The organism is Lysobacter yananisis (assembly GCF_031199375.1).
Classification (GTDB): Bacteria; Pseudomonadota; Gammaproteobacteria; order Xanthomonadales; family Xanthomonadaceae; genus Lysobacter; species Lysobacter yananisis.
In genome coordinates this window covers 2,555,270-2,573,877 of record NZ_CP133568.1, presented here as the reverse complement: position 1 = coordinate 2,573,877, position 18,608 = coordinate 2,555,270, and the positions used below count along the sequence as shown (strand labels likewise).

At 70.9% G+C, this 18,608-nt stretch carries 15 protein-coding genes and 1 pseudogene; 10 read left to right on the top strand and 6 right to left on the bottom strand.

The window, feature by feature from the left end:
* The 7 genes from RDV84_RS10845 to RDV84_RS10815 all read left to right on the top strand — a co-directional run bounded on the left by RDV84_RS10845 (nucleotide 1) and on the right by RDV84_RS10815 (nucleotide 9,556).
* Complete coding sequence (locus tag RDV84_RS10845) at nucleotides 1-699, top strand: nucleoside 2-deoxyribosyltransferase domain-containing protein (protein ID WP_309153419.1); 699 nt, start codon at nucleotides 1-3, stop codon at nucleotides 697-699.
* Between the two features lie 504 nt (nucleotides 700-1,203).
* Entirely contained in the window at nucleotides 1,204-3,297 is a 2,094-nt protein-coding gene (locus tag RDV84_RS10840) for a DUF7933 domain-containing protein (RefSeq protein WP_309153418.1), read from the top strand.
* A 237-nt stretch (nucleotides 3,298-3,534) separates the two neighbouring features.
* On the top strand, nucleotides 3,535-4,800 hold the full coding sequence (locus tag RDV84_RS10835) for an efflux RND transporter periplasmic adaptor subunit (RefSeq protein ID WP_309153417.1): 1,266 nt from the start codon (nucleotides 3,535-3,537) through the stop codon (nucleotides 4,798-4,800).
* A 299-nt stretch (nucleotides 4,801-5,099) separates the two neighbouring features.
* Nucleotides 5,100-5,792, top strand: coding sequence for an ABC transporter ATP-binding protein (locus RDV84_RS10830; RefSeq protein ID WP_309153416.1), 693 nt, complete (start codon nucleotides 5,100-5,102; stop codon nucleotides 5,790-5,792).
* Between the two features lie 16 nt (nucleotides 5,793-5,808).
* Nucleotides 5,809-6,975 carry an ABC transporter permease gene (locus RDV84_RS10825; RefSeq protein WP_078995863.1) on the top strand — a complete coding sequence of 389 codons (1,167 nt, stop codon included), beginning with the start codon at nucleotides 5,809-5,811 and terminating at the stop codon, nucleotides 6,973-6,975.
* A gap of 12 nt (nucleotides 6,976-6,987) precedes the next feature.
* Nucleotides 6,988-8,313: an ABC transporter permease gene (locus RDV84_RS10820; protein ID WP_309153415.1), complete on the top strand. Its 1,326-nt coding sequence runs from the start codon at nucleotides 6,988-6,990 to the stop codon at nucleotides 8,311-8,313.
* Nucleotides 8,314-8,527: 214 nt separating this feature from the next.
* Nucleotides 8,528-9,556: a hypothetical protein gene (locus tag RDV84_RS10815; RefSeq protein ID WP_309153414.1), complete on the top strand. Its 1,029-nt coding sequence runs from the start codon at nucleotides 8,528-8,530 to the stop codon at nucleotides 9,554-9,556.
* Between the two features lies 1 nt (nucleotide 9,557).
* On the opposite strand, the gene rarD is transcribed toward RDV84_RS10815, so the two are convergent.
* From rarD to RDV84_RS10800, 3 genes and pseudogenes are all read right to left on the bottom strand, one after another.
* Nucleotides 9,558-10,466 carry an EamA family transporter RarD gene (gene rarD, locus RDV84_RS10810; RefSeq protein WP_309153413.1) on the bottom strand — a complete coding sequence of 303 codons (909 nt, stop codon included), beginning with the start codon at nucleotides 10,464-10,466 and terminating at the stop codon, nucleotides 9,558-9,560.
* An 80-nt stretch (nucleotides 10,467-10,546) separates the two neighbouring features.
* Nucleotides 10,547-11,440 (bottom strand): annotated as a pseudogene (gene yedA / locus RDV84_RS10805) (drug/metabolite exporter YedA); the annotation flags it as partial.
* 367 nt (nucleotides 11,441-11,807) lie between these two features.
* Nucleotides 11,808-12,308 carry a GNAT family N-acetyltransferase gene (locus RDV84_RS10800; protein ID WP_309153412.1) on the bottom strand — a complete coding sequence of 167 codons (501 nt, stop codon included), beginning with the start codon at nucleotides 12,306-12,308 and terminating at the stop codon, nucleotides 11,808-11,810.
* A 151-nt stretch (nucleotides 12,309-12,459) separates the two neighbouring features.
* Here RDV84_RS10800 and RDV84_RS10795 point away from each other — a divergent pair, with 151 nt between their 5' ends.
* On the top strand, nucleotides 12,460-12,969 hold the full coding sequence (locus RDV84_RS10795) for an Lrp/AsnC family transcriptional regulator (RefSeq protein ID WP_057949079.1): 510 nt from the start codon (nucleotides 12,460-12,462) through the stop codon (nucleotides 12,967-12,969).
* Nucleotides 12,970-13,082: 113 nt separating this feature from the next.
* On the opposite strand, the gene RDV84_RS26225 is transcribed toward RDV84_RS10795, so the two are convergent.
* The 3 genes from RDV84_RS26225 to RDV84_RS10785 all read right to left on the bottom strand — a co-directional run bounded on the left by RDV84_RS26225 (nucleotide 13,083) and on the right by RDV84_RS10785 (nucleotide 16,721).
* Complete coding sequence (locus tag RDV84_RS26225) at nucleotides 13,083-13,187, bottom strand: DUF6053 domain-containing protein (protein ID WP_425606279.1); 105 nt, start codon at nucleotides 13,185-13,187, stop codon at nucleotides 13,083-13,085.
* An 82-nt stretch (nucleotides 13,188-13,269) separates the two neighbouring features.
* Nucleotides 13,270-14,163, bottom strand: a complete 894-nt coding sequence (locus tag RDV84_RS10790) for a bifunctional transcriptional activator/DNA repair enzyme AdaA (RefSeq protein WP_078995867.1) — start codon at nucleotides 14,161-14,163, stop codon at nucleotides 13,270-13,272.
* Between the two features lie 344 nt (nucleotides 14,164-14,507).
* Complete coding sequence (locus RDV84_RS10785; RefSeq protein ID WP_078995868.1) at nucleotides 14,508-16,721, bottom strand: carboxy terminal-processing peptidase; 2,214 nt, start codon at nucleotides 16,719-16,721, stop codon at nucleotides 14,508-14,510.
* Nucleotides 16,722-17,307: 586 nt separating this feature from the next.
* Between RDV84_RS10785 and RDV84_RS10780 the strand changes: the two genes are divergently transcribed.
* Entirely contained in the window at nucleotides 17,308-17,652 is a 345-nt protein-coding gene (locus tag RDV84_RS10780; protein ID WP_309153411.1) for a hypothetical protein, read from the top strand.
* On the top strand, nucleotides 17,649-18,524 hold the full coding sequence (locus RDV84_RS10775; RefSeq protein ID WP_309153410.1) for a DUF6973 domain-containing protein: 876 nt from the start codon (nucleotides 17,649-17,651) through the stop codon (nucleotides 18,522-18,524). Before RDV84_RS10780 ends, RDV84_RS10775 begins: the two co-directional genes overlap by 4 nt.
* The last annotated feature ends 84 nt before the right edge of the window (nucleotides 18,525-18,608 follow it).

The window sequence follows — 18,608 nt, the reverse complement described above, 5'->3', positions numbered from 1 at the left end:
ATGACGTACCCGTCGGTGTGCATGATGGTGGCGCTGGCCGCCGCGGCCGCGCTCGCGGTCGGTTGCGCGGGCGCGAAGACGAAACCGGAGATCGCAGGCATGACCCAGGCGGACCCGACCGGGCGGATCGATTCGGACCAGGCCGCTTCGCGGCCGCCGCAGCCGGCCTCGGCCGCGCAGGCGCGCGACGGCACGGCGCTGGCGCGGCCGGCGAACTCGCAACTGGTGCGCTCGCCGCAACCGGTGCCGGCCGACGACCGGCTCAAGGTGTTCCTGGCCGGCAGCATCGACATGGGCGGCACCACCGATTGGCAGGCGCAGCTGGCGCGCGAACTGGCCGACGAGGGCGTGGTGCTGCTCAACCCGCGCCGCGAGGACTGGAACCCGGCGTGGAAGCCGGTCGCCGAGGAACCCGAGTTCCGGCGCCAGGTCGAGTGGGAACTCACCGCCCTGCAACGCGCCGACGTGATCGCGATGTACCTGGCGCCGGGCTCGCAGGCGCCGGTCAGCCTGCTCGAACTGGGCCTGCACGCGGGCTCGGACAAGGTCCTGCTGGCCTGCCCGGACGGCTTCTGGCGCAAGGGCAACGTCGACATCGTCGCCCAGCGCTACGGCATCCCGAGCTACGACAGCCTGCCGGCGCTGGCGCAGGCGGTGCGCGCGCGGCTGGCGGAACTGCGGCAGGCGCGGGCGCGCTGATCGCGCCCGGTCCGCGCGATGCGGACGCCAGCGGGCTTGCGCCGCGACGCTCCCCGGCCGTCATTCCCGCGAACGCGGGAGTCCAAAGATTTCAGCGCCCTGCCTGGATAAAGCCCTGGATGCCCGCCTTCGCTGGCACGACGCCGGCGGGCGGCCCAGCGACGCTCCCCAGCTTTCATCCACGCCAACGCAGGGCGGATCTGGTCACAAAGGCCCGGCGGATTCGCGCCACCCTGCCGGCTCCCAAGCCCGCCTCCCGCCCCGCCACGCTTTGCCGCGTCGGCCGGTGTCCTCTGCGCTCCTCGTACCGCGTTGATTCGTTTCGGTTCCGGGTCGCCCAGGGGACTGGCGCCGGCGCCGTCGTTCATACAAAATGTGATTTGTGGCACATCAATTCAGTGTCATGAATCACTGAAACAGGCTCAGGCCTTGCGCCTGGGCCCAGGGCCGCCAGGCAGCCTCAGCGCCCGAACCTTCGCAGTAAGGCTCGCAACAGGGGAATCCATGAATCGCTCGACCCACTTCGGCCGCAAGGCCGGCGCGCTGCTGTGCGCTCTCGCGCTGGCGTTCGCCGGCCCAGTCCTGGCCAGCGGCGCCAACAGCCAGCGCCAGGCCAACGCCACCGGCGGCGTGCTCACCGACGGCTCCGACGGTCTGCGCGTGATCTGGGGCAGCAACAGCCAGTTCCAGGTGCGCCTCGGCAACGCCGACCAGGTCTACAACGCCGGCGCCACGCCCAGCAACGGCAGCCTGTTCAACAGCGTCTACCTGCGGGTGGACCGCGGCAACGGCGCGGTGCGGGTCTACAACAACGCCAACAACGCCACCCAGGCCGCGTTCGCGCTGTTCAACCAGGTCTCGCAGAGCGCGCTGACCGGCGCCGGCACGCCGGCCTCGCCGTACCAGACCACCACCGTGCTGCGGCCGAGCAACGCGGCCGACACCAACATCACCCTGACCATCGTCGACAGCTACATCGTCCCGCAGGCCTGGTTCACCCGCCGGGTCTCGTTGAGCGGCATGCCCGCCAGCGGCGCGACGATCCGCTTCTACCAGAACGTCGATACCTACCTGCAGGGCGGCGACAACGGCCCGGGCTTCAGCCGCACCAGCCCCGGCAACACCAGCGGCCGGCCCGATCTGGTCGGCGTCGCCAAGGGCACCCAATTCGAAGCGCTGTGGTGGGAGCCCTCGTCGGGCACGCCGAACTGGGACCGCTACTTCAGCGGCAGCTACACCTTTCCGCAATGGCAGATCTGCAACGGCGGCAACACCCAGAGCGGCAGCTGCACCACCGCCGGCGGCAACCTCAGCAACGCCATCGACACCAACGCCAACACCGACAACGGCATGGCGGCGCAGTGGAACATCCCCAGCGGCGCGTCCAGCTTCGTCGCCGAGTACCGCATCACCTTCGCGGTCAGTTCGGTCGACCTGGTCAAGCGCTTCGCCCCGGCCACGATCAACGTCGGCGGCGTATCGACGCTGACCTTCGACCTGACCAACAAGAGCGTCAACACCACCAACAGCATCCGCTTCACCGACACCCTGCCGGCCAACGTGGTGGTGGCGCCGACCCCGAACGTGCGCACCAACTGCCCGGCCGGCGGCGCCTTGAGCAATACGCTGGGAAGCATGACCGTGACCGCAGCGGCCGGCAGCGGCTCGATCGCGGTCAACAACGCCACCGTCAACGGCGCGACCAGCAACGGCGGCCAGCTCGCCTGCCAGGTCACCGTCGACGTCACCTCCGCCACCGTCGGCGTTTACCACAACACCAACGCCAGCATCGGCAACACCAACAACCTGGTGAACCTGGTCGGCGACGAAGTGCTGACCGTGGTCCAGCCGCAGCTCACCGCCAGCAAGTCGGTGGTCGGCGCGCTCGCCGCCGGCCAGACCGGCGCGGCCGGCGACGGTTACTTCAACATCGGCGTGCAGAACAGCGGCAGCGGCGCGACCAGCGGCGCGATCACCATCGCCGACACCCTGCCGGCCGGCTTCAGCCTGGTCTCCGCCTCCAGTGCGCAGGGCGCGGTGAACTGCGGCACGTTGCCGGCCACCGGCACGGTCACCTGCAGCTTCACCCCGACCGCGCCGATCGCCGCCGGCGACAGCGCCAGCGTGCGCCTCAACGTCGCCATCGCCGCCACCGCGACCGGCTCGCCGGTCAACCACGTCGGCGTGGCCGGCGGCGGCGATCCCGATCCGCTGCCGGCCTGCCCGGCCGCCGGCAACGCGCAGTGCGCGCAGACGCCGTCGCCGATCGCGGTCAACGTCAGCCTGAGCCTGATCAAGACCGAAGATCCGGTGTCTTCGACCTACACCCCCGGCACCTCGACCATCTACACCCTGAGCGCCTGCAACGCGGCCGGGCCGGCGGTGGCCAACGGCGCCACCCTCAGCGATCCGCTGCCCAACGGCGCGCGCCTGTCCGGCCCCTGGAGCTGCACCGGCACCGGCAACGGCACCTGTCCGTCCGGCGGCGGCGCGGCCGGCGACGCCGCGGTCAACATCGCCGGGCTGGTCTTGCCGGTGGGCGGCTGCATCAATGTGCGGGTGCCGGTGCAGTTCAATCCGAACCCGTCGGCTTACTGAGCCGACGCCGCGCGCCGCAGACGGCCGTCGCCGGGGTTCCCGGCGGCGGCCGTTTCGCGTTGCGCCGGCGCGAAGCCGCGACCGCGCGCCGGCGCCGCCGGCACCGCCATGTCGCGGCCATGACAAGTGTCAGCCGCAGCCGGCGACAGCGGCGCTGACAAAAACTGACTTTAAGCAGGTTGGATCGCGCGCGCGCCCCGGTCACACTAGGCGGCATCTGGCGTCTTGGTTGGGAACATGAGCGCATCCGCCGATCTGCTGAAGGAACTCCGCATCGACCGCAACCGCCCGGCGCCGCCGTCGGGCCCCGGCCGCGGCCTGATCGTCGGCGCGATCGTGCTGGTGCTGGTGTTGGCCGCGGTGGCCGGCTGGTTCGTCTTCGGCCGCAACGCCGGCGTCCAGGTCCGCACCGCCGGCGTCACCGCGATCGGCGCCGGCAGCGGCGGCGCGGGCGCCTCGGTGCTCGACGCCACCGGCTACATCGTCGCCCGCCGCATCGCCACGGTCTCGGCCAAGATCACCGGCAAGGTGCGCGAGGTGATGATCGAGGAAGGCCAGCGGGTCGAAGCCAACCAGATCATGGCCACGCTGGACCCGATCGACGCCAACGCCCAGCGCGAACTCAGCGCCGCCCAGCTCGCCGCCGCGCAGAGCGACGTCGCCCGGGTCCAGGCCCAGCTCAAGGAGGCCGAGGCCAACGCCGGGCGCCTGGCCGGGCTGACCCAGCAGCAGTTGGTGTCGCGCTCGCAGTACGACCAGGCCGTCGCCCAGCGCGACTCGCTGCGCGCGCAGCTGCTGACCGCGCAGCGCAACGTCAAGGTGTCCGGCGATTCGCTGCGCATCTCCGACATCGGCGTGGACAACACCGTGGTGCGCGCGCCGTTCGCCGGCGTGGTCACCGCCAAGGCCGCGCAGCCGGGCGAGATCGTCTCGCCGCTGTCGGCCGGCGGCGGCTTCACCCGCACCGGCATCGGCACGATCGTCGACATGGATTCGCTGGAGATCGAAGTGGATGTCGGCGAGGCCTTCATCGGCCGGGTCCAGCCGAAGATGCCGGTGGAGGCCACGCTCAACGCCTACCCGGACTGGAAGATCCCGGCCGAGGTCATCGCCATCATCCCTACCGCCGACCGCGGCAAGGCCACGGTCAAGGTGCGCATCGCGATCAAGAGCCGCGATCCGCGCATCGTCCCGGACATGGGCGTGCGGGTGAGCTTCCTGGAAGCCGCCAAGCCCGCCGGCGCGGCCCCGGCCAAGCCCAGCGCGATGCTGCCCAACGCCGCGCTGGCCCAGCGCGACGGCAAGGACGTGGCCTTCGTGGTCGAGGACGGCAAGGCCCGCCAGGCCGCGCTGACCCTGGGCCGCAAGCTCGGCGACGACCGCGAGGTCACCGCCGGCCTGGTCGGCGGCGAGAACGTAGTGCTCGACCCGCCCGATTCGCTCGCCGACGGCGCCAAGGTCCGTGTCGAAAACGCCGGCGCCGATTCGTCGGATACGCAATGACGCCGTGACCCGGCACTGAGGCAGACCACGCGCCGGCGGCCCCACGCCGCGGCGCGCGCATCCACCGCAGTCGCGCGCATTCACCGCAGTTGCGCGCGGCCGTCGCGGCGACGCGCGCGTTCCACGGGTCCGCGACCGGCGCGCCCGCGCGCGCTCCGACCTCCGCCGCTTCGTTTCGCGCCGCACCGCTTCGAGCTGCACCGCTTCGAGCCGCACCGTACCGACCGCACCGCGCCCGTCGCCGCACCGCCCCGCATTGGCAACGCTCACCCGCATCCGCACACCCGAGGACGTCGAAGATGGACACCCTGGTTTCGATCAACCACCTCACCAAGACCTACCAGCGCGGCCCGGAAAAGGTCGAAGTGCTGCACGGCATCAACCTGGACATCGCCAAGGGCGACTTCGTCGCGCTGATGGGCCCGTCCGGCTCGGGCAAGAGCACCCTGCTCAACCTGATCGGCGGCCTGGACAACCCCAGCGGCGGCGAGATCACCGTCGAGGGCGAGCGCATCGACCGCATGATCCCGGGCCAGCTGTCGCAGTGGCGCAGCCGCCACGTCGGCTTCATCTTCCAGTTCTACAACCTGATGCCGGCGCTGACCGCGCAGAAGAACGTCGAACTGCCGCTGCTGCTGTCGCCGCTGGGCGCCGCCCAGCGCAAGCGCAACGCCGAGATCGCGCTGACCCTGGTCGGCCTGGCTGAGCGCCGCAGCCATCGCCCGAACGAGCTCTCCGGCGGCCAGCAGCAGCGCGTGGCGATCGCCCGCGCGATCGTCTCCGACCCGACCCTGCTGATCTGCGACGAGCCCACCGGCGACCTCGACCGGCAGTCGGCCGAGGACATCCTCGGCCTGCTGCGCCTGCTCAACCGCGAACACGGCAAGACCATCGTCATGGTCACCCACGACCCGAAGGCCGCCGAGTACGCCACCCACACCCTGCACCTCGACAAGGGCACCCTGGTCGAGCAGCAGCCCGACGCGCACTGAGCCGGAGGGACGGGCCATGAAGTACTTCCATCTGATCTGGGCCGAGCTGATGCGGCGCAAGACCCGCACCGCGCTGACCCTGCTGTCGATCGTCGCCGCGTTCCTGCTGTTCGGCCTGCTCGACGGCGTGCGCGAGAGCTTCGACCAGGCCGGCAACAGCGCCAACGGCGCCAAGCGCCTGCAGACCGGCTCGCGGCTGTCGTTCATCCAGCCGCTGCCGATGTCGCTCAACGACCGCATCGCCCAGGTCCAGGGCGTCAAGCAGGTGTCCTACGCCAATTGGTTCGGCGGCGCCTACCAGGATCCGCACAACCAGATCTTCAGCTTCGCGGTGGCGTCGAACTACCTCGACCTGTATCCGGAGATCCAGGTCGACAAGGCACAGCGCAAGGCCTTCGACGAGACCCGCACCGGCGTGCTGGTCGGCGCCCAGCTGATGCAGCGCTTCGGCTGGAAGGTCGGGCAGAAACTGCCGCTGCAGTCGACCATCTTCCCCAACAGCGACGGCAGCAAGAACTGGAACTTCGACATCGTCGGGACGATCGCCGCCGCCGACAAGAAGACCGGCGGCTGGTACGACCAGATGGTGCTGCTGCACTGGAAGTACTTCGACGACTCCAATCCCTACAACCGCGGCCAGGTCGGCTGGTACATCACCGAAGTCGGCGACGTGAACCAGGCCGACCGCGTGGCCAAGGCCATCGACGCGATCTCGGCCAACTCCGACCACGAGAGCAAGACCCAGACCGAGGCGGCGTCGGCGGCGAACTGGATGAAGCAGATGGCCGACATCGGCCTGATCGTCGGCTCGATCATGGGCGCGGTGTTCTTCACCCTGGTGCTGCTGACCGGCAACACCATGGCCCAGGCGGTGCGCGAGCGCACCTCCGAGCTGGCGGTGCTCAAGACGATCGGCTTTCCCGACCGCAACGTGCTGATGCTGGTGCTGGCCGAATCGGTGCTGCTGTTGCTGATCGGCGGCGTCATCGGCGTCGCCCTGGCGCGGTTGATGGGCCCGATCGTCAGCGCCGGCAGCCGCGGCGCGATCAACATCCCGCCGATCAGCGGCCACAGCTGGGCGCTGGCACTGGGCCTGATGGTCGCCATCGGCCTGGTGGTCGGCGCGCTGCCGGCGATCCGGGCGATGCGCCTGAACATCGTCGACGCCCTGGCCGGGCGCTAACGGAGACCGCACATGAAGAAGCTCTTATCGTTCGGCCGCGGCCTGCTGACCGCGCTGGCGTTGATCGCCGGACTGGCGTTGTGGGCGGTGGCGCCGTGGCCGGTGCTGGTCGGCCTGGCCGCGCTGGTCGCGCTGTGGATGCTGCTGACCCGCAGCGGCCAGCAGGCCGCCTCGGTCGCTGGCGTCGGCATCAGCACGCTACGCCAGCGCCTGGGTTCGTCCTCGGTGGTGGTGATCGGCATCGCCGGCGTGGTCGCGGTGCTGGTGGCGATGCTGTCGATGGCCGAAGGCTACCGCCAGACCCTGGCCCGCACCGGCAGCGCCGACACGGTGCTGGTGCTGCGCGGCGCGTCCGCGGCCGAGGTGATGTCGACCCTGGACCTGGCCAGCATCAACGTGATCGAACAGGCCCAGGGCATCTCCCGCGGCCCCGACGGCCGGCCGCTGGCCTCGCCGGAGACCGTGGTCGCGGCCAACCTGCCGATCAAGGGCGGCGCGCCCGACCAGGACGGCAGCGTGCAGTTGCGCGGCGTCGGCGACCGCGCCTGGCTGGTGCGGCCGCAGGTCAAGATCGTGCAGGGCCGCAAGTTCGAGACCGGCAAGCGCGAGGTGGTGGTCGGCAGCGGCGCGCAGCGCCAGTTCGCCGGCCTCGACGTCGGCAAGCAGATCCGCCTGGGCAGCGAGCAGTGGACCGTGGTCGGCGTGTTCAAGTCCGGCGACGCCATGGACTCGGAAGTGTGGGCCGACGCCGAGATGGTCGCCGCGACCTACCGCCGCGGCGCCTCGCGCAACGCGGTGGTGGCCAAGCTGACCTCGGCCAAGGCGTTCAAGCCGTTCAAGGCCGCGCTGGCCGGCGACCCGCGCCTGCAGGTCGACGTCACCACCACCGCCGACTACTTCGCCAAGCAGTCCGAGGGCATGACCACGGTGATCCGGGTCATCGGCATCGTGGTCGGTTCGATCATGGCCATCGGCGCGGTGTTCGGCGCGCTCAACACCATGTTCGCCACCGTCGCCACCCGCGCGCGCGAGATCGCGACCCTGCGCGCGATCGGCTTCCGCGGCCTGCCGGTGGTGGTGGCGGTGATGCTGGAGACCATGCTGCTGGCGCTGGTCGGCGGCCTGATCGGCGGCGTGCTGGCCTGGGCGATCTTCAACGGCTACACCGCCTCGACCATCGCCGGCGGCGTCGGCCAGCTGACCTTCGACTTCCGCGTCACCGGCGAACTGCTGTGGAGCGGGCTGAAGTGGGCGCTGGCGATCGGCTTCGTCGGCGGCCTGTTCCCGGCGCTGCGCGCGGCGACGCTGCCGGTGACCTCGGCGCTGCGGGCTTTGTAAGCCGCGCCGCTCGAACCGCATCGCCATCGCGCGGACACGAAAGCCCCCTTCGCCGAAGGGGGCTTTTTCGTGACGCGCGGCGCGCCGCGTCGCATCGCGCTGCGCGCGCCTCGCGCAGGTCGCGCGCATGCGCCCCGCGCGGCGGAAAAGGCGCTGGCGGCCGCCACGCGGCGCGCGCTAGGCTGCGCCAACGCCATCGTGTTCGGGGACCGGAATGAGCGCCAGCATGCGCAAGCGGCTGTACCACGTCGCCGCCGTGGTCCTGGGCACGCTCACCCTGATGTTCGCGCTCGAAGGCGTGCGGCCCGACGGGCATTCGCCGTGGCTCGGCCTGCTGCTGTTGCTGGCCGGCATGGCCGCCGCCGGCACCTGCGCGATCGCGGCCTGGCGCATCGACCTGGACGCGGCCGATCGGCGCCATGCGCAGGTACGCGAGGCCTTGCGCGACGGCGAAGTGCGCGGAGTCGGCGCCGACCCTGCGTGGACGCTGGCCGCGCTGGCCGCATTCGCGGCGTTGTGCGGCGGGCTGGCGTGGTCCGAGCTCGCGCGCGGCCGCATCGCCCTGGCGCTGATTCCCGGCGCGCTCGCCGCTGCGTTCGGAATCGGCGCGCTGTGGCGTTGGCGCGCGCGCGGCGCGCGAGGCGAACTGCGCATCGACGCCGCCGGCGTGCGCTCGCCGGACTTCGGCCTGATCGCCTGGGCCGATGTGGTCGGCCTGCGCCGCTACCGCATGCGGGTGCTGGACACCGACAGCGAAGGGCTGCAGCTGCTGGTGCGCGACCCCGCCCGCTACATCGCGCGCGTGCCGGCCTGGCGGCGTCGCTATTCGGGCCTGGACGGCGCCGGCCGCCGCTTCGCGCCGCTGCTGCTGCCGCTGGACCTGTACGGCATCGCGCCCGAACCGGCCTATGTCGCCGCGACGACGTTGCGCCGGCGCGTTGCCGCGCCGTTCGTGGACGGCTGGCAGCCGCAGATGGACGACACCGAGATCGATGAGCTGCTGACCGCTTCGCCCCTGCGCATCGCCGCGCCGGCCAACGACGGCCCGAACGCAGCGAACGACATCGCGAACGCGGCGGCCGACGACGCGCACCCGCAGCTGGCCGCGCTGCGGCGCCAGCTGCGCTGCCGCGCGCGCGAACGGCGCTGGCGCGAGACCGCGCCGGTACGCGCGGGCATCGCGCTCGCCGTGGCGCTCGGCTACGTCGTGCTGCGGGCCTGGAGCGAAGGCTTGCTCGGCTGACTCAGGCCGGGTTCGTCGCCGCCGCCAACCGGCGCGAGCGCAGCACGCCCTCGCTGGCGAACACCGCCAGCCCCGCCCAGATCAACGCGAAGCCGATCGCGCGCTTGGCGTCGAAGGCCTCGCGCAGCACCAGCCAGCCGATCAGGAACTGCAGGGTCGGCGCCACGTACTGGAGCAGGCCGATCGCGGTCAGCGACACCCGCCGCACCGCGTAGGCGAAGCCGATCAGCGGCAGCGCGGTCAGCGCGCCGGCGATCACCAGCAGCGCGTCGATGCCCAGGCCCCAACCGCCGAAGAAGCCGCCCATGCCCTGGGTTTCGCCCCAGGTCATCAGCGCCAGCGCCGCGGGGAACAGGTAGACGTTCTCCACGCCCAGGCCGGTCACCGCTTCCACCGCGACCAGCTTGCGCACCAGCCCGTAGACCGCGAACGAGATCGCCAGCCCCAGCGCGATCAATGGCGGGCGGCCGTGCTGCAGGGTCAGCCACAGCACCCCGGCGAAGGCCAGCGCGATCGCCAGCCACTGCACCGTACGCAGCCGCTCGCCGAGGAACAGCACGCCGAGCATCACGCTCACCAGCGGACCGATGAAGTAGCCCAGGCTGGTCTCGATCACGTGGCCGGCGTTGACCGCCCAGATGTACAGCCCCCAGTTGAACGCGATCAGGCAGCCGCTGACCGCGAGCATGCCGGCCTTGCGCGGCTCGCGCAGCACCTCGCTCAGCCACTGCCGGCCGTTCTTCCAGCACAGCCACGCGCTCACCAGCAGCGTGCTCCAGACGATGCGGTGGGCCACGATCATCAGCGAGGGCACCGAGTTGAGCAGGTGCCAGTACAGCGGCATCAGCCCCCACAGCACGAAGGACGCGACCGCGATCCACAACCCGCGGCGGTCGGTGCCGGTATTCATGTCGATTTCTCCAGTTCGCTCGCGGCGACGACGGCCGGCGCGGACGCGACCGCGGCCGCGACCGGCGCGGCCTTGGCCGCGCGCGCCTTGGCCAGGGTGATGATGACCACGCCGACCAGGATCACCGCCATGGCGCCCAGGTCGTGGGAGGTGAAACGTTCGCCCGCCAGCAGCGCGCCGAACAGTACCGCGATTGGCGGATTGACGTAGGCGTAGCTGGTCGCCAGCGCCGGACGCACGTGGTGCAACAGCCAGATGTAGGCGGTGAAGCCGAAGATCGAGCCGGCGACCACCAGATACAGCAGCGCCGCGGTGGCGCCGAAGGTCGGCACCTGCACGATGCGCTCGCCGGTGACGGCGGCCGCGCCGAGCATCCACGCGCTGCCGGTCAGCATCTGCGCGCTGGCGGTCATGAACGGCGACGGCAGGTCGAGGTCGCGGCTCCAGATCGAGCCCCAGGCCCAGGCGATCGGCGCGACGATCAGGCACACCAGCCCGAGCGTGGACGCCGACAGCTTGCCGCCGGCGTTGAGCCAAACGACGCCCGCGAAACCCACCGCCAAACCCGCCCATTCGATCTTCGACGGATGGCGCCCGCGCAGCATCGCGAACACGCCCGCGAACAGCGGCATCGACGCCACCGCGATCGCCGCCAGGCCCGAATCGACCTGGGTCTCGGCCAGGTTCACCAGGCCGTTGGACAGCAGCACCATGAAGATCGACAGCACCCACAACGTGCGCCACTGCTTGCGCGTCGGCGCCGGCACGCCGCGCCTGCGCAGCACCACCCACATGATCGCGCCGGCCAGGAACATGCGCGCCGCGCCGAGCAGGAACGGCGGATAGCTCTCCAGGGCGAAGCGGATGCCGAGGTAGGTCGAGCCCCACAGCACGTAGACCGAAGCCAGGGCGAAGGCGACGGCCAGCGGGCCGGGAGCGCGCGGGTCGGACGGCGGGGCGGCGGGGGCGCTCATGCGGGTACTCGCGGGGGAGGGGCGAACGGAACGGGGAGAAAAGCGCGATAGCTTGACGCGCCTGCGGGCTAAACAGGAGCGAGAAAAACTTGAGTCAGCCTGTAGCCAATCTTGAGTCCGCGCGGCGACGGCTGCGTGTCGCGGCGCGGTCGCGTCCCTGCGCTGCGGGCTCGCGTTTGCGGCGCCGCGCACCTGTACCGGCGCGCAGCGCTGCGCCGCCCGAGCAACGCGGCTCGGCTTCTTTGCCGGCGCGCCGCGGCGCTGCATCCTCGCGGCGCCGGCGACACGCGCGCGTTCCCGCGCGACACGCCTGCGTCCCGATGCCGCACCGCGCAGCGCCGCCGCACGGCGACGGCGCCCTGCCCGCTCAGTCCAGCGCGAGCAGGCGCGACACGCTGGTGCGGCCGCTGCCGACCACGCGCCGGCGCGGATCGTCGTAGACGTCGATGACCTCGAAACCGGCCTTGCGCATCATCCCGGCCGAGCCCTCGTTATCCTCGTGGCGCTCGATGTAGATCTCGCGCAGTCCCATCGCGCGCATCCGCGCCACCGCCGCGGTCAGCAGCCGCGAGCCCAGGCCCTGGCCGCGGTGCGCGCGGTGCACCACCGCTTCGCCGACGTGGCCCTGCCAGGCGATCTCGCGCCCGGCCGGCTGGTAGCGATGGAACGCGTCGCTGGGCTCGAACGTGACCACCGCCACGATCGCGCCGTCGGCCACGGCGATCATCGCCTGGGTGCGCCCGCGCCGGATCCCGGCCAGGTGCGTGGCCAGCTCGACCTCGGGCAGGTAGTTCCAGGGGTTGGGCCCGTGTTCGCGGATCAGCGCGAGGATCTCGCCGATCTGCTCGGGCGCGGCGGCTTGCGTCACGTACCGGGACATCCCGGGGGCGTCCGTTGTGGAGGGGCAGGGAGCGCGCGGCGGCACATAAAAATTCCTGAGGACCGATGCGCGAGAATAGCGTATCGATGTCAGTCAAATTGCGGTTGAATAATTGCCCGCGCCGACGCAAAAATCTTGCATGAATTCCGCCCCCCTGGTCCTCGACGAGTTCGACCACAAACTGCTCGAACTGCTGCAACAAGACGCCTCGGCGACCCTGAGCGAACTCGGCGACGCGATCGGCCTGTCGCCCAGCGCGGTGCAGCGGCGCATGACCCGCTACCGCCAGGAAGGCCTGATGCGCCAGGTCGCGGTGCTCGACCCGACCGCGCTCGGCAGCACCCTGGCGGCGGTGTGGGTGACCATGGAGCGCGAATCGGCCGAGGGCAACGCCACCTTCCACGCCCGCGTGCGCGCCGCGCCGGAGGTGCAGCAGTGCTACACCCTGGCCGGCGAGTGGGACTATCTGGTGATCCTGGCCACCACCGGCGTCGCCCATTGCCGCCAGGTGGTCGACCGGTTGTTCCTCGACGAAGGCAACGTCAAGCGCTACGACACCCACCTGGTGTTCGACGTGGTCAAGCACGGGCTGGAGCTGCCGACCCGCGATGCGCCGCGCGCGGCGCGCAAGCGGCGCGGCGGTGGGTGAGGCTGGGCGGATGCGTCGTGGCGATCTGAGCGGAAGGCGTCGGGCCTGAAGGCCCTCCCACAGCAGCCCCTTTAGAAGCAGCCCCGTCAGAAGCGGCACCTTCCGCAGCAACCTCAGCGAGCATTTGTGGGAGGGCCTTCAGGCCCGACGCTTTTCGCCCGGATCGCGACGTTCCGCCCCCGCCCCTGCAGGAGCGGGGCGAGCCGCGATCGCGACATCCGGCCTGCGGCGCAAGATTGAAGTATCGCGGTCGCGGCTCGCGCCGCTCCTGCAGTCGCTGCATCCGACAACGCGGTGGGTTCAAGCCGCCCGCTCGCGCTGCAACAGCGTCTGCTTGAGCGGCAAGCCCCAGCGATACCCGCCCAGCGAACCGTCGCCGCGCACGACCCGATGGCAGGGCACCACCACCGCTACCTTGTTGCTCGCGCAGGCCTGCGCCACCGCGCGCGCGCCGCGCGGCGAGCCGATCTGCCGCGCCACCTCTTCGTAGCTGCGGGTCTGCCCCGGCGGGATCTTCATCAACGCATCCCAGACCTTTTTCTGGAACGCGGTGCCGATCAGGTCGACCGGCACCTCGCCCGCCCCGCCGCCGAGCGTGTCGGCCACCGCCTGCACGCGCGGCGCCAGGAACTCGTCGCGACCGGCGTCCACCCGCTCCAGCGCCGCGCGCGGGAACTCCTCGCGCAGCCGCGCTTCCAGCGCCGCCGCGTCGTCGCCGAGCTCGACCATGCAGATGCCGCGCGCGGTCGTCGCCACCAGCGCCAGGCCGAGCGCGGTGCGGGTCACGCTCCAGCGGATCTGCTCGCCGGCGCCGCCGGCGCGATAGCGCGCCGGGGTCATGCCCAGGCGCGCGGCGCCGGCCTCGTACACGCGCGAAGGCGAGCCGTAGCCGGCGTCGTAGAGCGCGGCGCTTACGTCGTTGCCCTCGCGCAGCGCGTTGCGCAGGCTGCCGAGCTTGCGCTGGGCCAGGTATTCGGCCGGGCTGAGCCCGAAGCGCGCGCTGAAGCGGCGCTGCAGGTGCGACGGGCTCAGGCCGACCGCGGCCGACAGCTCGGTCAGCGAGAGTTCGCCGCCGTCGAGCAACTGCCGGGCGCGTTCGAGCTTGTCGCCGGCAACGGCGTTGGACGAAGCGCCGGCCGCCGCCTGATCGGCGGCGCCGGGACCGGACTTGCGCGTGGGGGTTTTGGCGTTCATGGGGCAAGACTAGGCCGGCGCGCGCGGGGTCGCTATCCGCATCTTGCGTGGGTGGGTTTTTGGTCGCCAATGGCGCGGGCGGCCAAAGCGTTCTGCGCGGGACCGGAGCGGCGCGGTCGCGGCTTGCGCCGCTCCTACCAGCAGGAATGGTGAGCGCGTCCGCAACCCCTCCCCTGTAGGAGCGGGCGCGAGCCGCGACTGCGATGTCTCGACCTTGCGCCGCAAGCCGAATGTCGCGGTCGCGGCTTGCGCCGCTCCTACAGGGGGCTACGGAACTTTCGCGGAACGCAAAAAGAAAGCGCGCCGTTCGGCGCGCTTTCGGTGTCGCGGGCGAGCGCTCGGGCTCAGTCGGCCCAATGCCCCGGCCGGGTCGCGGTCGGCAAGACCTGCGCCGACAGCTGCCGGTCGGCGTTGAGCAGGCGCACCGCGTCGGCCAGGATCGAGGCCGATTCGCGCAGCAGCGGGTCCGGACGCTTGTCGGCGAGCTTCTCGCGCGCCGCGTCCTTGACGATGTCGCGCTCCGACGAGGCCAGGCCATCGTCGTTGGCGTCGTCGGCCAGCGGGTCCAGGGCCAGGCCGAGGGTCTTGCGCTCTTCCTGGCGCTGCTTGCGCTTGGCGTCCTCGCGGTCGCGCTCGGCGCGGCGGTCGGCCTCGTTGAGCGAGATCCACTTCTTGGCCCGCTCCTCGCGGAACTGCGCCACGTCCTGCGACCACCACTGGAATTCCTTGTCGCCGGCGATGCGCGCGGTGTGCAGGCCTTCCAGCTTCGGCAGCAACGGCGCGAAGTTGCCGTAGCTGGTGTGCTGCACCGAGGCGATCTTGGTCCACGGCAGGGCGTTGTCGTAGGTGCTCTCGCCGTACTCGGTCGCGTCCACCGACACCGGGAAGGCGAGGTCGGGCACCACGCCCTTGTTCTGGGTCGAACCGCCGCTGACGCGGAAGAACTGGGCGATGGTCAGCTTGAGCTGGCCGAAGCGCGCGCCCTCGTTGGCCGGCCAGCGGTCCAGGTCGAGCATGTTCTGCACGGTGCCCTTGCCGAAGGTGGTCTCGCCGATCACCAGGCCGCGACCGTAGTCCTGGATCGCGCCGGCGAAGATCTCCGACGCCGAGGCCGAGCCGCGGTTGATCAGCACCGCCAGCGGACCTTCCCAGGCAATGCCGGTGTCGCTGTCGCTCTCGACGCTGACCCGGCCGCCGGCCTCGCGCACCTGCACCACCGGGCCGCGATCGATGAACAGGCCGGTGAGCTCGATGGCTTCGTTGAGCGAACCGCCGCCGTTGTTGCGCAGGTCCAGGACCACGCCGTCGACCTTGTCGGCGCGCAGCTTGACCAGCAGCTTGGCCACGTCGCGGGTCGCCGAGGCGTAGTCGTTGGCGTTCTTGCGGCGGCCTTCGAAGTCCTGGTAGAAGCCCGGCAGCTTGATCACGCCGATGCGCTTGGCCGGACCGTCGCCGGCCGCGGGAATGTCGATGATTTCCGACTTGGCCGCCTGTTCCTCCAGGCGCACCTTGTCGCGCACCAGCACGATGCGGTTGGGCTTGCTGTCCTGGCCGGCCTCGGCCGGGATCACGTCCAGGCGCACCTTGCTGCCCTTGGGACCGCGGATCTTGGCGACGACATCGTCGATGCGCCAGCCGATCACGTCCTCCATCTGCCCGCTGTCGCCCTGGCCGACGCCGACGATGCGGTCGCCGGGCTTGACCAGGTTGCTGCGCGCGGCCGGGCCGCCCGGGATCACTTCGCGGATCGCGACCACGTCGTCCTGCTTCTGCAACTGCGCGCCGATGCCGTCCAGCGACAGCGACATGGTCATGTTGAAGTTGTCGGCCGACTTCGGCGTGAGGTAGTCGGTATGCGGGTCGATCGCGTTGGCGTAGCTGTTGACGAAGGTCTGGAACACGTCCTCGCCCTTGAGCTCGCCGATGCTCTTGCCCATGTTGGCGTAGCGCTTGTCGAGCGTCTTGGCGATGTCGTCGGACTTCTTGCCGGCCAGCTTCAGGCGCAGCCAGTCGTTGCGCACCGACTGCTTCCACAGCGCGTCGAGCGCGGCGGTGTCGCCGACCCAGGGCGCTTCCTTGCGGTCGTAGTCGTAGCGCTCGCTGCCGCTGAAGTCGAAGTTGCCGTTCTGCTTGAGCAGGCCGCGCGCATAGGCGACGCGTTCGTCGACGCGCTGGCGGTAGGTGGCGAAGATCGAATAGGCCGGGGTCAGGTCGCCGCTCTTGATCGCGTCGTCGAGCTTGGTCTTGAACGCGTCGAAGCGGCCGATGTCGGCGGCGGTGAAGAACTGCTTGTTCGGGTCGAGCGCTTCGAGGTAGCGCTTGTACATGTCGGCCGACAGCGCGTCGTCGAGCGCGCGCGGCCGGTAGGCGTAGCGGCTGTCGGACAGCAGGCCGTAGACCAGCTTGGCCGCGGTCGCCTGGTCGGCGGTGGGCGCGTTGGGCAGGGTCGAGACGGTGGCCGCGGCGGCGGCGCCGTCGGGCCGGGCCAGCAGCGCCAGCGGGGCGGTCAGCAGCAGGCCTGCGAACAGGGTCAGGGCACGCGTGTTCTTGGGAGTCATCGCGGAGTCTTCCCGGCTGGGGGAGCCGGATTTGTCGGGTGCTGCGGGAGGATGATGCGGCGTTGGACAAGCCCACAGTGCCGAAAGTTGCCGGCCCTGTCACGCGAGCCGGCGCAAATGCGTGTTGCAGGGGTGAATCCGGTTCAGATTGCTCGCCGGGCCGCGCCGCGGACCGCGCGAAGCCAGGCGGGGCGCGGCATTGCGCCGGATCGGGCGGGCGCGAACCGGCTCGGGCCGGGCCGGCCGAGCCGGTCGAGCCGGATCGGGCTTGCCGCCCCAACCGGGCTCGACTATGTTGGCGCCGAGCAAAAGGAATGGCTGCGCGGCGCTTGCGCCCGGCCTGCCGCCCACCCGCACGTGGAGTCCCCATGGAACCGGACCCTTCCGCCTGCGCCCGCCGTCGCGCGGACGCATCCGCGCCCGGCCCGCGCCGCGCCGGCGCGATCGCCGCCGCCGTCCCGTTCGTATCGGGTCCGCGCCCGCCGGCCGCCCGCACACCGATCCCAACCGCGCCGACCCCGCCATGCGCCTGACCCGCCTCGCCCTGTTCGCCGCCCTTTCCACCTGCCTCTTGAGCGGATGCCCCATGTCCCAGTCCGACGACGCCCAGCATTACTTCACCCAACAAGTCGCCCACCTGCTGCAAGGCCGCGACTCGGCCGTGGTCGACGCCGCCCAGCTCACCGACTTCGACTGGCAGCAGCTGTGCTTCGAGCGCGAGGACCAGCTCGAACTCAAGTTCACCGGCGCCGGCGCCGAGAAGGTGTTCCGCTTCGGCTATGAGGACTACTTCGTCGCCGAGCCCTACGTCGCGCGCTCGCCGGCCGAGCGCTGCATCGGCCGCCAGGACAAGCTGGTGCTGAAGAAGAAGTACCCCGGCTACAAGGACACCGTGGAATTCCAACTCGCCGACGGAGCGGCGACGCCATGAACAATCCGATGAGCGACCTCAAGCGCGGGATCGAGCAGGACGCCTACCGCTATTACGAGCAACTCAGCGGCGAGAAACTGGCGCGGCGGCCCGACGGCAGCTTCGCCGGACAGGGCCACAACGATGCCCTCGACGCGTTCCGCCACGCCTACACCAGCGGCCGCACCACCCAGCTGGCGGCGGGCCAGCAATGGATCTCGCGCAGCTACGGCGACGACAACGAGATCGGCTCCAAGCATCCCAACGATCCGCGCGAACACCGCATGGACCTGTGGAACAACGAGGTCGGCCGGCGCCTGGGCGACGAGGCCTCGGGCAAGGACGACCTGGCCAAGCGCTGCTACGAGGCGGTCAAAAACGGCACCTTGATCACCGGCCTCGACGACAAGCGCATCGGCCAGCTCTATCCCGACGACCCGCGCCTGAAACGCCGCGAGGGCGACCCCGAGCGCGAGCTGATGACCAAGGAAGACGTCGCCAAGGTCAACCGCGACGTCAGCCACGCGCTCGACCATCCGCGCATTCCGTTTCCCAAGGACCACCCCGACCGCGACATGTACGACAAGCTGCGCTCGGGCCTGCCGGCCCAGGTCAGCGACGAAAAGGTCGCCGAGGCGGTGCTGGCGGCCAAGCGCGGCGGCATGCGCGAACCCGCCGACATCGGCAAGGTCGCGCTGCAGGACGGCCAGATCTTCATCGCCGGCAGCACTCCGGGCTTCCGCGCCCAAGTCGATGCGGGCAAGCCGGCGGCGGACATGGGCGGCACCGTGCAGCAACTGGATTCGCACAACCGCACCGAGACCTACGAGCAGAAGCAGCAACAGCAGCAGCAACAACAGCAGCAGCCGACCCAGCAGTACGGCGGACGCTGACGCCGCGCACCGGCGCGGTCGCCAGGATCGGGAAACGAAAAAGCCGACGCATCCGCGTCGGCTTTTTCGTCATGGCGGACCGCG

Excerpts from the sequence above, each read along its gene's own strand:
- RDV84_RS10845 (WP_309153419.1), top strand. The coding sequence starts at position 1 with ATGACGTACCCGTCGGTGTGCATGATGGTGGCGCTGGCCGCCGCGGCC.
- RDV84_RS10840 (WP_309153418.1), top strand. The coding sequence starts at position 1,204 with ATGAATCGCTCGACCCACTTCGGCCGCAAGGCCGGCGCGCTGCTGTGC.
- RDV84_RS10835 (WP_309153417.1), top strand. The coding sequence starts at position 3,535 with ATGAGCGCATCCGCCGATCTGCTGAAGGAACTCCGCATCGACCGCAAC.
- RDV84_RS10830 (WP_309153416.1), top strand. The coding sequence starts at position 5,100 with ATGGACACCCTGGTTTCGATCAACCACCTCACCAAGACCTACCAGCGC.
- RDV84_RS10825 (WP_078995863.1), top strand. The coding sequence starts at position 5,809 with ATGAAGTACTTCCATCTGATCTGGGCCGAGCTGATGCGGCGCAAGACC.
- RDV84_RS10820 (WP_309153415.1), top strand. The coding sequence starts at position 6,988 with ATGAAGAAGCTCTTATCGTTCGGCCGCGGCCTGCTGACCGCGCTGGCG.
- RDV84_RS10815 (WP_309153414.1), top strand. The coding sequence starts at position 8,528 with ATGAGCGCCAGCATGCGCAAGCGGCTGTACCACGTCGCCGCCGTGGTC.
- rarD (WP_309153413.1), bottom strand. The coding sequence starts at position 10,466 with ATGAATACCGGCACCGACCGCCGCGGGTTGTGGATCGCGGTCGCGTCC.
- RDV84_RS10795 (WP_057949079.1), top strand. The coding sequence starts at position 12,460 with ATGAATTCCGCCCCCCTGGTCCTCGACGAGTTCGACCACAAACTGCTC.
- RDV84_RS26225 (WP_425606279.1), bottom strand. The coding sequence starts at position 13,187 with ATGTCGCGATCGCGGCTCGCCCCGCTCCTGCAGGGGCGGGGGCGGAAC.
- RDV84_RS10790 (WP_078995867.1), bottom strand. The coding sequence starts at position 14,163 with ATGAACGCCAAAACCCCCACGCGCAAGTCCGGTCCCGGCGCCGCCGAT.
- RDV84_RS10785 (WP_078995868.1), bottom strand. The coding sequence starts at position 16,721 with ATGACTCCCAAGAACACGCGTGCCCTGACCCTGTTCGCAGGCCTGCTG.
- RDV84_RS10780 (WP_309153411.1), top strand. The coding sequence starts at position 17,308 with ATGTCCCAGTCCGACGACGCCCAGCATTACTTCACCCAACAAGTCGCC.
- RDV84_RS10775 (WP_309153410.1), top strand. The coding sequence starts at position 17,649 with ATGAACAATCCGATGAGCGACCTCAAGCGCGGGATCGAGCAGGACGCC.